This is a genomic window from Edaphobacter modestus (assembly GCF_004217555.1).
Lineage (GTDB): Bacteria > Acidobacteriota > Terriglobia > Terriglobales > Acidobacteriaceae > Edaphobacter > Edaphobacter modestus.
This window is the reverse complement of the sequence record NZ_SHKW01000001.1, coordinates 2,802,319-2,815,449: the sequence shown is the minus strand read 5'-3', so window position 1 is coordinate 2,815,449 and position 13,131 is coordinate 2,802,319. Positions and strand designations below refer to the sequence as shown.

The following is a 13,131-nucleotide window of genomic DNA, read 5'->3' as shown; positions in this document are numbered from 1 at the left end:
CGGTGCGGTTCCGGGCGGCGGAGGTCGAGGGAGAGTGATGGTACGTGCAGCATGGATCGCGTTGGTCTTTGTGTTTGCGGCGATGCCTCGGTGCTCTGTCGCGCAGGCTCAAGCGCAGGCACAGACGCAGGGCTGGCTGGTGGGTCCGTTTACGCGGCCGGTGGACGCTCCGGTGATCAGTCCGCGACCGCAATCGACGTTTACGGACCCGGTCTCGGGCAAGCCAGTCCACTGGGAGGCGCTGCATACGTTCAATCCGGCGGCGATTGTGAGAGACGGCAAGGTGTATGTTCTGTATCGCGCGGAGGATGATACGGGGGCGATGGTGATTGGCGAGCACACCTCGCGGCTGGGGCTGGCGGAGAGCGAGGATGGCATCCACTTCCAGCGATCGGGAGAGCCGGTTTTTTATCCGGACCGTGACAGCCAGCAGGAGAACGAGGTTCCGGGAGGCGTGGAAGACCCGAGGATCGTCGAGCGGGAGGATGGAACGTATGTGCTGACCTATACGCAGTGGGCTCGGACCCGAGGCGTGTATACGGTTGGGATTGCGACGTCGAAGGATCTGCGCACGTGGACCAAGCACGGAAAGGCTTTTGGATCGGAAGGGAAGTATGCGGGGCTGAAGTATAAGTCGGCGGCGATTCTGACGCATCGGGTGGGAGACAGACTGATTGCGGCGAAGGTCAAGGGCAAGTACTGGATGTACTGGGGTGAGATTCAGATACGGCTTGCGACATCGACGGACCTGATCCACTGGACGCCGGTGGAGGATGCGAGCGGCAAGCCGGTGGAGCTTCTGAAGGATCGTGCGGGTAAGTTCGACAGCGCGTTTCCGGAGAGCGGACCGCCTCCGCTACTTACGGCGGATGGGATTGTGGTGATTTACAACGCGAAGAATGCGGAGCGCGGGAGTGGCGATCCGAAGCTTGCGCCGGGGACGTATTCGGTGGGAGAGGCGTTGTTTGCGGGGGGCGATCCTTCGTATTTGAAGGCGCGCGTGGAGGAGCCTGTGTTCAAGCCGGAACGCCCGTATGAGAGGTCGGGGCAGTATGCGGCGGGAACGACGTTCGCGGAGGGGCTGGTGCTGTTCAGGCAGAGGCTTTTTCTCTACTACGGCTGCGCGGACTCGCATGTTGGGGTGGCTACGGCGCCGATGCCGGGTGGAATGCGGTAAAGAGCTGGCGTCCGGTATCGACGATCCTGGGTGCATCCCCTGTGGCGCGCGAATTCTCTAATGCTTTGAGGTGAAGAGAGAGATGTTGCAGGTTTGGCTGATTACGGGAAGCTCGCGCGGTCTTGGGCGTGCATTGACCGAGGGGGTTTTAGAGGCGGGATACCGCGTGGTGGCAACGGCTCGCGATCCGGAGCAGTTGCGGGAGCTGAAGACGAAGTATGGGGATTCTGTTCGGACGGCCGCGCTGGATGTGACGAGCGAGACGCAGGCGAAGGCGGCGGTGGAGGCCGCGATTGCGGGCTTTGGACAGCTGGATGTGCTGGTGAACAATGCCGGGTATGGGAATGTGGCTCCAGTGGAAGATACGCCGATGGAGGAGTTTCGGGCGCAGATCGAGACGAACCTCTTTGGCGTCATCCTGATGACGAAAGCGGTGCTGCCTTACTTTCGGGAGCGCGGGGCGGGGCACATCTTTCAGGTGAGCTCGATTGGTGGACGAATTGGGCCGGTGGGCCGGGCGCCGTATGCGGCGGCGAAGTTCGGGGTGGAGGGATTCTCGGAGTCGCTGGCGCGAGAGGTGGGGCCGCTGGGGGTGAAGGTGACGATCCTGGAGCCGGGAGGGTTTCGCACGGACTTTGCCGGGGCTTCGACGGAGCTTCGCCCGGGCAGGCCGGAGTATGACGCGACGGTGGGGGCTTCGGTGCGCTTTCAGCAGGGGTACAACGGCAAGCAGCCGGGAGATCCGGCGAAGGCGGCGGAGGTGATTCTGCAGGTGGCCGGGATGGAGGATCCTCCGCTGCGGCTGTTGTTGGGATCGGATGCTTTTCAGGGGGCGGAGAGGAGCGCGCTGGCGAAGCTGGAGGAAGATCGACGGTGGAAGCAGCTCAGCGAGTCTACGGACTTTGCCGATTGAGACGATACGGTTTGAGATGGAAAGAGGCTGCCGGTGAAGGCAGCCTCTTTTTATTGAAGAGCGAGTTTGGAGATTACTTCTTTTTGGCGGTCTCGAAGCGCTTGTTGATCTCTTCCCAGTTGACGGTGTTCCACCAAGCGGCGAGGTAGTCGGGGCGCTTGTTCTGGTACTTGAGATAGTAGGCGTGCTCCCAGACGTCGTTGCCGAGGATGGGGTAGAGGCCCTGCGAGAGGGGGTTGTCCTGGTTGGCGGTGGTGACGATCTCGAGCTTGCCGCCCTTGAAGACGAGCCAGCCCCAGCCGGAGCCGAACTGCTTGGCGGTGGTCTCGTTGAACTGCTTTTTGAAGGTTTCGAAGTCGCCGAAGTCGGCCTTGATCTGGTTGCCGATGGCGCCGGTGGGCTCGCCGCCGCCCTTGGGCTTCATGATCTGCCAGAACATGGTGTGGTTGACGTGGCCGCCGCCGTTGTTCTGCACGACTTTGCGCACATCCTCCGGGATGGCGCTGAGGTCTTTGAGGAGATCTTCGGGCGACTTGCTGCCGAGCTCCGGGTGCTTTTCGATGGCGCCGTTGAGGTTGGTCACGTAGGTCTGGTGGTGCTTGTCGTGATGCAGCTTCATGGTCGCTTCGTCGATGTGGGGCTCGAGCGCGGCGTAGTCGTAGGGCAGAGGGGGAAGTTCGTATGCCACTTTTGTGTCTCCTGTCTCTTTGTAGGTTCATGCCGGCCGCAATGGTATGGGCCGGGGTTCAGGTTGTTCAGATGCCTTGGGCGCCGGGTGCGATGCAAGCGGACCGACGCGTGCGAATTGTTTCTCGTAACCTCGGCCATGATAGCGCAATCGAAAGAATTGACATGCCGCTTCCTCCGAAGAGGAATACGGGATGAGGAGATTTGAGCTTTAATGACAGCTATGAGCGCACGATGCGAAAACTACCGCTGGTTGGACGACGATGGACCGGCTTTTGGCGCGCCGGGGCTGGAACCGCGGTGGACTTCGAGCAGAAAAGATGCGGTGGGAACGGCCTACTCGGCTTCGAGCCGCGTGTGGTACACGCTCTCGCACGGGACGCTGAATGAGATTTACTACCCGACCATCGATCGGCCGCAGACCCGCGATATGGAGCTGCTGTTCAGCGACGGCGAGACATTCTTCCATGAAGAGAAGCGGGATCTGAATTACGAGTTCGAATACGTGGACGGAGCGGCCCTTGCTGTGCGGATGAAGGGGCAGGAGCGGGACGGACGCTATCGTGTGACGAAGGTCGTGATCTCGAATCCACATTTTTCGACGGTGCTGATGCACGTGAAGATCGAGGGAGACGAAGAGGTCCTACGCCGGATGAAGTGTTATGCGCTGCTGTCTCCGCACCTGAATGGCGGCGGGGCAGGAAACTCGGCACGAAGCGTAGATGTGGCGGGGAAGCGAAGCCTGCTGGCGTGGAAGGGAAACACGTCGCTGGCGATGAGCGCGGACTGCGGATTCACGCGATCTTCATGCGGATACGTGGGTGCGAGCGATGGCTATCAGGACCTGTTCCGCAACATGCGCATGAGCTGGCAGTTTGGACAGGCCCTGAATGGCAATATCGCAGTGATGGGCGAGATCGACCTGGCCGTCAATCGTGAGTTTACGATCGCGATCGCGTTTGGGGACGGTCATCATGCGGCGCTGACGGGAATGCTGCAGAGCCTGGCGACGCCGTTTGTGGACCACCTGCAGCGTTTCCTGCTGCAGTGGGGAAGGACGTCTTCGCCGGAGCGGCTGGCGAAGGAGGCGACGGACCAGGGCTGGCTGGCGAGGATCAGTCACAATGTGCTGCTGGCGCATGAAGACAAGACGTATTCAGGCGCGTTTATCGCCTCGGCGTCGATTCCGTGGGGAGCCTCGAGGGGAGATAACGACCTTGGCGGCTATCACCTGGTGTGGACGCGGGACATGGTGCAGACGGCGACGGCGCTGCTGGCCTGCGGCAAGGAAGATACGGCTTTGCGCGCGCTGGTGTACCTGGCCACTACCCAGCGTCCGGATGGAAGCTTTGCGCAGAATTTCTGGATCGACGGTTCGCCATACTGGCATGGCATTCAGCTGGATGAACAGGCCTTCCCGATCATGCTGGCGTGGCGGTTGTGGAAGCGCGGGGTGCTGGGAACGTTTCGCATCTTTCCGTTTGTGGAGCGAGCGGCGGCCTTCCTGGTGAAGTATGCTCCGGTGACGCAGCAGGAACGATGGGAGGAGACGGCGGGATATTCGCCTTCGACGCTTGCTGCGGTGATTGCGGGTCTGTTGTGTGCGGCCGACATTGCACGGGCGCATGCATCAATAGAGCTGGCGGGATTTCTCGAAGGGTATGCGGACTGGATCGAGGCGCACCTGGATGAGTGGACAACGACGAACGTAGGCGTCCTGCATCCGGAGATCAAGCGTCATTATGTGCGGATTCAGCCACCGGCGCCGGGTGAGCCTTTTCACGACGACACGGTGCCGGCGTGTTGCTTCCGGATTGCGAATCGAGGGCCGGGCGAGCAGAACGTATTCCGTGCGAACGAGGTGGTGGATGGAGGATTCCTGGAGCTGGTCCGGTATGGCATCCGGCGGGCGGACGACCCGCTGATTGTGGATTCGGTGAAGGTGATCGATCACGTACTGAAGATCGATACGCAGTTCGGCCCCTGCTGGCGGCGGTATAACCATGACGGCTACGGACAGAAGAAAGATGGCGGACCGTACGATGGGTGGGGACAGGGACGCGCATGGCCGCTGCTGACGGGCGAGCGCGCACACTATGAACTTGCGCGGGGCACGAGCTGCAAGAAGCTGACGACGGCGATCGAGCAGTTCAGCTCCAAGGGCGGCATGCTTCCGGAGCAGATATGGGATGAGGCGGATCTGCCGTCGGAGGGGATGTACTTCGGGCGCTCGGCCGGTTCGGCGCAGCCGCTGGTGTGGGCGCACTCGGAGTACCTGAAGCTGCTGCGATCGCTGGCCGACGGCGAGGTCTTCGACCGGATCTCGCTGGTGGCGGAGCGATACGCGGTGCCGGCGGAGAAGCGGACGTTCAGCAATAACCGGCAGATTTATTCGGCGGGCAGACCGGTGAAGTTTGTGAAGGCCGGGCATACGTTGAGGATCGTGGATGCGGGACATTTCCGCGCGGTGTATACGACCGACGACTGGGCCACGGTGAATGAGGCGATCTCGACGATGGTGGGGTCTTCGGGATCGTATGTGGATATTCCGACGAAGGCGGGACAGATGGGGAGGATTCTTTTTACCCAGTCGTGGCCCGGGGAAAACCAGCAGGAACGGTGGCTGGGAAGGAATGTCGAGGTGGACGTGGTGCCTTAGTTTTCCGGGGATGTCGTGAGATCGCTCCCGCCTGTACACTGGATGGGGCATACGCCTTAAGACGAAAATCACGCGAATCGCGCGCCGCCCTGCGCGCGCCGGAATCTGAAGAGGAAGAAGAAAAGAATGAGCGAACAGCAGACCGATCAGCAGAATGCGCTAGACCAGCTCTCCATCAATGCCCTCCGTTTTCTTGCCGTGGATGCAGTGGAAAAGGCGAAGTCAGGCCATCCCGGCGCCCCACTGGGCTGCGCTCCGATTGCGTACCTGCTTTATCACAAGTTGATGCGGCACGATCCTTCGGACCCGAAGTGGATCAACCGCGACCGTTTTGTGTTGTCGAACGGACATGCCTCGGCTTTGCTTTATGGTGTGCTGCACCTGTCGGGCTACGATCTTCCGATCTCGCAACTGGAGCAGTTCCGCCAGTGGGGATCGCATACTCCGGGACACCCGGAGTACGGTGAGGCGCCGGGCGTTGAGGTGACGACCGGACCGCTGGGGCAGGGATTTGCAATGGCCGCGGGCATTGCGACTGCGGAGAAGCACTTGGGCGCGGTCTACAACCGCGATGAGCACGCGATTATCGATCACTTTACGTATGCGCTGTGCGGCGACGGCGACCTGATGGAAGGCATCTCGCACGAGGCAGCATCTCTGGCAGGGACGCTGGGCCTGGGCAAGCTGATCGTTCTTTATGACGACAACCTGATCTCGCTGGACGGACCCACGGAGCTGAGCTTTACCGAAGACGTGACGAAGCGCTTCGAGGGTTATCACTGGCACGTGCAGATGGTGGACGACGGCAACGATCTTGTCGCTCTGGAAGCTGCCATCAAGGCGGCGCAGGCAGAGACGACGAAGCCCTCGCTGATTCGCGTGCGCACGGTGATCGGCTACGGCAGCCCGAAGGCCGGCACCAGCAAGGTGCACGGCGAGGCGCTGGGCGCGGATGCGGTGAAGGCGACGAAGAAGAATCTCGGCTGGCCCGAGGACAAGACCTTCTACGTTCCCGAGGAGGCCGCGAAGAACTGGGGCCAGGCCAAGTCGAAAGGCAAGAAGGTTCACGAGGAGTGGCAGAAGGGCTTTGAGGAGTACAAGAAGGCTTATCCTGCTCCCGCGGCGGAGTTTGACCGCGTGATCAAGGCGGAGCTGGCAGAAGGGTGGGAGAAGAAGGTTCCGACCTTCCCGACCGACAAGCCTGTTGCGACGCGCAATGCGGGCCAGGTAGTGATGAATGCGATCGAGAACGTGGTGCCGGAGCTGTTTGGCGGCGCCGCGGACCTGACGGCTTCGACCAAGACGATCTTCAAAGATTCAGCGAATTTTCATGTGGACCCGAAGGGCCGCAACGTGTTCTTCGGCGTGCGCGAGTTCGGCATGTGCGCGATGGTCAATGGCATGGCGGCGCACGGTGGCCTGATCCCGTTCGGTTCGACGTTCTTCACCTTCTCCGACTATGCGCGCAATGCGCTCCGCATGGCGGCGCTGATGAGCCTGCACTCGCTGTTCATCTTCACGCATGATTCGGTGGGTCTGGGCGAGGATGGACCGACGCACCAGCCGATCGAGCAGCTGATGTCGCTGCGTTTGATTCCGCAGCTCACGGACTTCCGTCCCGCGGACGCGAACGAGACGGCGGCCTGCTGGCAGCTTGCCCTGGAGCGTAAGAGCGCGAGCTTCATGGCGCTGTCGCGGCAGGATCTTCCTGTGCTGGATGCGGAGAAGTACAAGGTGCACGAGGGTGTAAAGAAGGGCGCGTATGCGCTCGATAACTCGGGCAAGGACATCATTCTGATCGCGACCGGTTCGGAGGTCTCGCTGATCATGAAGGCGGCTGAGGAGCTGAAGGCTGCCGGGATCGGTGCATCGGTCGTGTCGATGCCGAGCTTCAAGCTGTTCGATGAGCAGGATGAGACCTACAAGGCGAGCCTGTTCCCCGAGAACACACCGAAGCTTGCGGTGGAAGCCGGATCGACGATGGGCTGGTACAAGTATGTCGGTCACAACGGTGGTGTGATTGGACTGGACCGCTTCGGTGCTTCGGCTCCGGGGCCAATTGCACTGGAGAAGCTGGGCATCAGCGTTGCCCATGTTGTGGAGAAGGCAAAGCAGCTGGTGAAGAAGTAAAGAGCGAGGCGGAGAGGATAACCTCTCCGCCCACTCGTTTTGCGGACGGATCCGCGTCCGATGGCAGTTGGCAAGCATCCAACGTGGAGCGTGAGAGAGCGGTCTTTTGTGGCCGGCGATGCGAGCTTTTCAGGGTTTCGGGATTCATTCCCCTTTGGGCCGGACGTCGGGTTTTTGACAGGCCGCTCGAACGCTAAGGAGATGGAATGGAACAGACAGGTAAGCCGCGCACATGGGTGATCACGGGGAGTTCGACTGGTTTTGGCCGCTTGCTGGCCGAAGAGGTGCTGAAGGCCGGCGAGAACGTGGTAGTGACGGCGCGGAAGGTGGAACAGGTCGCCGATCTTGAAGAAAAATATCCCGGGCATGCGGTGGCGCTGGCTTTGGATGTGACCAAGCAGGACCAGGTGGATGCGGCGGTAGCAAAGACGCTGGAGCGGTTCGGCCGGGTGGATGTGCTGGTCAACAATGCAGGCTACGGTGTGATCGGCGCTCTCGAAGAGGTCGCTGACGCAGAGCTGGAGCCGATGTATGCGACCAATGTCTTTGGACTGCTGCGAGTGACGCGTGCGTTCCTTCCGCAGTTTCGCAAGCAGCGCAGCGGGCATATTCTGAATGTGTCCTCGATCGGCGGACTCACCGCCAGCCCTGGATGGGGTATATACCAGAGCTCGAAGTTTGCCGTGGAAGGGCTTTCGGAGGCGCTGGCCCAGGAGGTCGCGGCCCTCGGGATTCATGTAACTATCATCGAACCGGGACCGTTTCGCACGGACTTTCTGGGGCGCTCCGGAGTGGAAGCTGCAAAGGAGATTGAGGACTACGCTACGACAGCGGCCATTGGACGCCGCTACAGGAGCGATCAGAATGGACGGCAGCCGGGCGATCCTCTGAAGGCGGTGCAGGCGATGATTCAGGTGGTGGATTCGAAGAATCCTCCCTTGCGTCTGCTGCTGGGAGCGGGAGCGCTGAAGCGCCTGCGGCAGAAGCTTGAAGCGTGGCAGAAGGAGATTGCGGCCTGGGAGCCGGTGACAGTGGGAGCAGATTTTCCGGAGGGGACGTAGGAGACTCCGGTTGGCCGCGAAGTGCGAGGGCGCGTGATGTTCCATACCGCCCTCGCCTCAGCAATGGAAAGGAAAGACGATGGAACTGGGACTTATCGGACTCGGCAAGATGGGCTTCAATATGGCCGAGCGACTGAAGCTGGCTGGGCATAAGGTTGTCGGCTTCGACTTTAATAAGGAGGCGACGGCAAAGCTTACGCAGACGGGATCTCTTGGCGTGAATTCGCTCGAGGACCTGGTGAAGAACCTGTCGGCTCCGCGCGCGATATGGATCATGGTTCCGTCGGGCGATCCGGTGGATCAGACGATTGCGAAGCTTGAGGCGCTGCTCGAGAAGGGCGACACGATCATCGACGGCGGCAACTCGAACTACAAGGACACGCAGCGTCGCCATGCCGAAGTGACGAACAAAGGTCTTGAGTACGTCGATTGCGGGACTTCGGGCGGCGTATGGGGCCTGAAGGAGGGCTACAGCCTGATGATTGGCGGCGACAAGGCTCCTGTGGAGCGGCTGAGGCCGATCTTTGAGGCGCTGGCGCCTTCGCCGACCGAGGGCTGGGGACATGTGGGGCCATCGGGCGCGGGACATTTCGTCAAGATGGTGCACAACGGAATCGAGTATGGCCTGATGCAGGCGTATGCCGAGGGCTTCTCGATCATGAAGGCAAAGGAGCCGCTCGGACTCGATCTGACCCAGATCTCGCATATCTGGCAGAAGGGCTCGGTGGTGCGCTCGTGGCTGCTGGACCTGACGGCGGCTGCGCTGGATAACAATCCGACGCTGGCCGGGCTGGAGGCCTGGGTGCCGGATTCGGGCGAGGGGCGCTGGACGGTGACCGAGGCGATCGACCTGAATATTTCGGCGCCGGTGATTACGGAATCGCTCATCCGCAGGCTGCGGTCGCGCGAGGAGAATAACTTTACCGATCGCATGATCTCGATCATGCGCGGGGCCTTCGGCGGGCACGACGTCAAGAAGGCTTAACCTCAAGAGAGTGTAAGGAAGATCGATATGGCTACGACACAAGTTCAAGTGAGTCCCGATAAAGAGGCTGCGGGTCGCAGCAATGAGCGCACCCCCGATCCGTGCATTGTTGTGATCTTCGGCGCCTCGGGCGACCTGACGAAGCGCAAGCTGCTGCCTGCGCTCTATCACCTGCAGCAAGCGAATTTGCTGCCGAAGGACTTTGCAGTCGTCGGCGTGGCACGCCGGCCGCTGGAAGCGAGCTTTGCTCCGGACATGAAGGAAGGGATTATCGCGGGCGGCGGAGTGGAGGACAACGATCCGAAGCTGGCTCCGTTCGTAGACCGGGTTCAGTATCACGCGATGAACTTCGACGATGCTGCCGGCTATGACGCCTTGAAGAAGAAGCTTGCGGAGCTCGATGGCAAGTTCAACACAAAGGGCAATCGGCTCTTCTATCTGGCGACGGCGCCGGAGTACTTCTCCGACATCATCACTTACCTGGGCCAGAATGGGATGGCGCAGCCGAAGGCGGATAAGGACGGGCATGCTCCCTGGGTCCGCACGATCATCGAGAAGCCCTTCGGGCATGATCTGGAGTCCGCACGGGCTTTGAACGACGAGGTGAACAAGGTCTTCAACGAAGACCAGATCTTCCGCATCGATCACTACCTGGGCAAGGAGACGGTGCAGAACATCCTCGTGTTCCGGTTCGCGAACGGGATCTTCGAGAACGTCTGGAACCGCAACTACATCGACCACGTGGAGATTACGGCGGCCGAGTCGATCGGCATCGAAGGCCGCGGCCCGTTCTATGAGCAGGCCGGTGCGCTGCGGGACGTAGTGCAGAACCACGTGATGGAGCTGCTGAGCTTCGTTGCGATGGAGCCTCCGGTCTCGTTCCAGGCGGATGCGGTTCGCGCCGAAAAGGTGAAGGTGTGGAAGGCGATCTCGCCGATCCACCCGGCCGACACGGTTCGCGGACAGTATGGCCCGGGCATCGTGGACGGCAAGACGGTTCCGGGGTATCGCCAGGAAGACCGTGTGCATCCACGCTCGCAGACCGAGACCTACGCCGCGATTCGGCTGGAGATTGAAAACTGGCGCTGGGCGGGAGTTCCGTTCTACATTCGCGCAGGGAAGCGGCTGCCCAAGCGTGTGACCGAGATCACGATTCAGTTCAAGCAGCCGCCGATGCTTCTGTTCAAAGGCGGAGAGTGCCATGACTCGAGCGCGATCAAGCCGAACCTGATTTCGATGCGCATTCAGCCGGATGAAGGCATCTCGCTGCGATTCGGCGCGAAGCTTCCGGGGCCGAGCATGGACATCAGCCCGGTGCATATGAACTTCAGCTATGCGGATGCCTTCGGCAAGTCATCGGCCAACGGGTATGAGCGTCTGCTGCTGGATGCGATGCTGGGCGACGGTACGCTGTTCGCTCACCGCGATGGCGTGGAGGCGACGTGGGCCCTGATGACCCCGATCCTGAAGGCGTGGGCGGAGACTCCTGTGAAGGACTTCCCGAACTATGCCGCAGGCACCTGGGGTCCATCGGCTGCGGATGCGCTGCTCGAGTCCGAGGGACGCAAGTGGCGTAAGCTTTAACTTCTTCGGTCCCGGCACCACGCTTATGCGCTATTGCCGGGACCGAAAAATATTTCATTCCACCAGACTGCATAGAAGTACATAGAGAATATGCCTCGTTCTACGACTGTTACCTACCGTGTCTACAACACTCCGGCCGAGGTTGCGAAGGCCGCTGCTGAGCTCTTCACCTCTTCCGTTACCGCGGCGGCGAATGCGCGAGGGATCGCGCGGGTTGCGATCTCAGGGGGGACGACGCCGAAGGCGATGTTTGCCCTGCTGGCCGACCCGTCGCAGCCTTTTGTGAAGCAGGTACCGTGGGACAAGCTGGACCTTTACTGGGTGGACGAACGCTGCGTTGGACCTGAAGATGCCGACTCCAACTACCGGATGACGCGCGAGGCGTTGCTTTCGAAGGTTCCGTTGCCTGCGGAGCGCATTCATCGCATGGAAGGCGAACTGGCGCCGGAAGAGGCGGCAGCGCGGTATGAAGCCGCGATACGCAATGGCTTCAAGCTTGAGGGAGCGGAGACACCGACGTTCGACCTGATCCTTCTGGGCATGGGCGATGATGGCCACACGGCCTCGCTGTTTCCCCACACGGAAGCTCTCAACGAGATGAACCATATTGTTGTGCCGAACCATGTGCCGCAGAAGGATACGTGGAGGATTACGCTGACCTGGCCGGTGATCAATCAGGGCAGGGAGGTGGCGTTCCTGATTGAAGGCGCGGGCAAGGCGAAGGTGCTGCACGAGGTGTTTCAGGGGACATACCAGCCGGAGACATATCCTTCGCAGATCATTCGTCCGGCAAGCGGGAAGCTGACGCTCTTGCTCGATGCGGCGGCAGCGGCTAAGCTGCCAGAGCCGACCAACGGCGTTGGAACTCTGGAGCTGAACTGAATGATTCTTGCCGGTGATGTTGGCGGTACCAAGGTCCACCTTGCTCTCTATGACTTTGAGGGCGGTCGGTTGCACCCTCTGCGGGATGAGAAGTTTCCCGCACGCCAGTTTGGCTCTCTCGATGAGATCGTCAACAAGTTTTTAGCCGCCGACGGTGACGCTTCCGCGACGAACGGGACCGACATTCTGGCAGCCTGTTTTGGCTGCCCAGGTCCGGTGCGCGATGGCCGGTTGAAGCTGACCAACCTGCCCTGGACCCTCGATGTTCGCGATCTCTCCCGGTCGCTTTCGATCAAGCATGTCTTTCTGATCAACGATCTTGAGGCAAACGGCTACGGGATTCCGGAGCTCGCACCCGACAAGATTTATACCCTGCACGAGGGCGATCCGGAGGCCACGGGGCATCGCGGACTTGTCGCGGCGGGCACGGGACTGGGCGAGGCGCTTCTGATCTGGGACGGCACGAAACACATTCCTATCCCGTCTGAGGGCGGACACTGCGACTTCGCAGCCCGCTCGAATCGCGAGATCGCAATGCTGGAATATCTGCGCAGCACGCTGAAGGGGCGCGTGAGCTTCGAACGTGTCGTCTCCGGGCTTGGAATTCAGAACGTATACCGGTTTCTACGCGACGTGGAGAAGCTGGACGAGCCGAAGTGGCTCTGCGACCGCATGACATCCGAGGACCCGAATGTAGTGATCGGCGAGTGTGCGGAGGATGGATCGAGCTCCATCTGCTTCGAGACGATGAAGACCTTTGCCTCGGCGTATGGCGCAGAGGCAGGGAATCTCGCGCTGAAGGTTCTGGCAACGGGCGGAATCTACCTGGGTGGAGGCGTCGCGCCGAAGAGGCTGAAGACGCTTCAGAATGGATTCTTCATGCAGGCGTTTCTGGACAAAGGGCGTATGTCGGCCCTGCTGCAGTCGATTCCGGTACGGATCATTCTGGACGATACCTGCGCGCTGCTGGGTGCCGCGGCTTATGCCGAGGCCCGGGCAGCCGAGGTGGGGGGAGTCTCCGAGCGTGCGGTGTCGATGAAGCAGGCTTGAGCG

At 60.9% G+C, this 13,131-nt stretch carries 10 protein-coding genes; 9 read left to right on the top strand and 1 reads right to left on the bottom strand.

The genetic code is table 11. From position 1 onward, the window contains the following. Positions 1-37: 37 nt before the first annotated feature. On the top strand, positions 38-1,177 hold the full coding sequence (locus BDD14_RS11855; protein WP_242617896.1) for a glycoside hydrolase family 130 protein: 1,140 nt from the start codon (positions 38-40) through the stop codon (positions 1,175-1,177). An 82-nt stretch (positions 1,178-1,259) separates the two neighbouring features. Continuing rightward, the gene (locus BDD14_RS11850; RefSeq protein WP_130418992.1) at positions 1,260-2,090 is read left to right on the top strand and encodes an oxidoreductase; all 831 of its coding nucleotides are present in this window, start codon (positions 1,260-1,262) and stop codon (positions 2,088-2,090) included. A 73-nt stretch (positions 2,091-2,163) separates the two neighbouring features. Here the strand turns inward: BDD14_RS11850 and BDD14_RS11845 are convergent, their stop codons facing one another. Then, complete coding sequence (locus BDD14_RS11845; protein ID WP_130418991.1) at positions 2,164-2,778, bottom strand: superoxide dismutase; 615 nt, start codon at positions 2,776-2,778, stop codon at positions 2,164-2,166. 213 nt (positions 2,779-2,991) lie between these two features. On the opposite strand from BDD14_RS11845, the gene BDD14_RS11840 reads away from it, so the two are divergent. The 7 genes from BDD14_RS11840 (at position 2,992) to glk (ending at position 13,128) form a co-directional block, all read left to right on the top strand. Next, positions 2,992-5,436, top strand: coding sequence for a glycoside hydrolase family 15 protein (locus tag BDD14_RS11840; protein WP_423201751.1), 2,445 nt, complete (start codon positions 2,992-2,994; stop codon positions 5,434-5,436). Between the two features lie 126 nt (positions 5,437-5,562). Next, positions 5,563-7,566, top strand: a complete 2,004-nt coding sequence (gene tkt, locus BDD14_RS11835) for a transketolase (protein ID WP_130418990.1) — start codon at positions 5,563-5,565, stop codon at positions 7,564-7,566. A gap of 206 nt (positions 7,567-7,772) precedes the next feature. Further along, positions 7,773-8,627: an oxidoreductase gene (locus BDD14_RS11830; protein WP_130418989.1), complete on the top strand. Its 855-nt coding sequence runs from the start codon at positions 7,773-7,775 to the stop codon at positions 8,625-8,627. Positions 8,628-8,706: 79 nt separating this feature from the next. Continuing rightward, positions 8,707-9,612 (top strand): phosphogluconate dehydrogenase (NAD(+)-dependent, decarboxylating), encoded by a 906-nt coding sequence (gene gnd / locus BDD14_RS11825; RefSeq protein ID WP_130418988.1) that lies wholly within the window; start codon positions 8,707-8,709, stop codon positions 9,610-9,612. Between the two features lie 27 nt (positions 9,613-9,639). Further along, complete coding sequence (zwf, locus tag BDD14_RS11820; RefSeq protein ID WP_130418987.1) at positions 9,640-11,196, top strand: glucose-6-phosphate dehydrogenase; 1,557 nt, start codon at positions 9,640-9,642, stop codon at positions 11,194-11,196. A 90-nt stretch (positions 11,197-11,286) separates the two neighbouring features. Then, positions 11,287-12,078 (top strand): 6-phosphogluconolactonase, encoded by a 792-nt coding sequence (gene pgl / locus BDD14_RS11815; protein ID WP_130418986.1) that lies wholly within the window; start codon positions 11,287-11,289, stop codon positions 12,076-12,078. Continuing rightward, a complete protein-coding gene (gene glk / locus BDD14_RS11810) occupies positions 12,079-13,128 on the top strand; it encodes a glucokinase (protein ID WP_130418985.1) in 1,050 nt (349 codons plus the stop codon). It abuts the gene before it with no gap. Positions 13,129-13,131 lie beyond the last annotated feature (3 nt).

What these genes read in the sequence shown, in the direction of transcription:
- BDD14_RS11830 (WP_130418989.1), top strand. Translation starts at nt 7,773, where the DNA reads ATGGAACAGACAGGTAAGCCGCGCACATGGGTGATCACGGGGAGTTCG.
- pgl (WP_130418986.1), top strand. Translation starts at nt 11,287, where the DNA reads ATGCCTCGTTCTACGACTGTTACCTACCGTGTCTACAACACTCCGGCC.
- zwf (WP_130418987.1), top strand. Translation starts at nt 9,640, where the DNA reads ATGGCTACGACACAAGTTCAAGTGAGTCCCGATAAAGAGGCTGCGGGT.
- BDD14_RS11850 (WP_130418992.1), top strand. Translation starts at nt 1,260, where the DNA reads ATGTTGCAGGTTTGGCTGATTACGGGAAGCTCGCGCGGTCTTGGGCGT.
- glk (WP_130418985.1), top strand. Translation starts at nt 12,079, where the DNA reads ATGATTCTTGCCGGTGATGTTGGCGGTACCAAGGTCCACCTTGCTCTC.
- tkt (WP_130418990.1), top strand. Translation starts at nt 5,563, where the DNA reads ATGAGCGAACAGCAGACCGATCAGCAGAATGCGCTAGACCAGCTCTCC.
- BDD14_RS11855 (WP_242617896.1), top strand. Translation starts at nt 38, where the DNA reads ATGGTACGTGCAGCATGGATCGCGTTGGTCTTTGTGTTTGCGGCGATG.
- BDD14_RS11840 (WP_423201751.1), top strand. Translation starts at nt 2,992, where the DNA reads ATGACAGCTATGAGCGCACGATGCGAAAACTACCGCTGGTTGGACGAC.
- gnd (WP_130418988.1), top strand. Translation starts at nt 8,707, where the DNA reads ATGGAACTGGGACTTATCGGACTCGGCAAGATGGGCTTCAATATGGCC.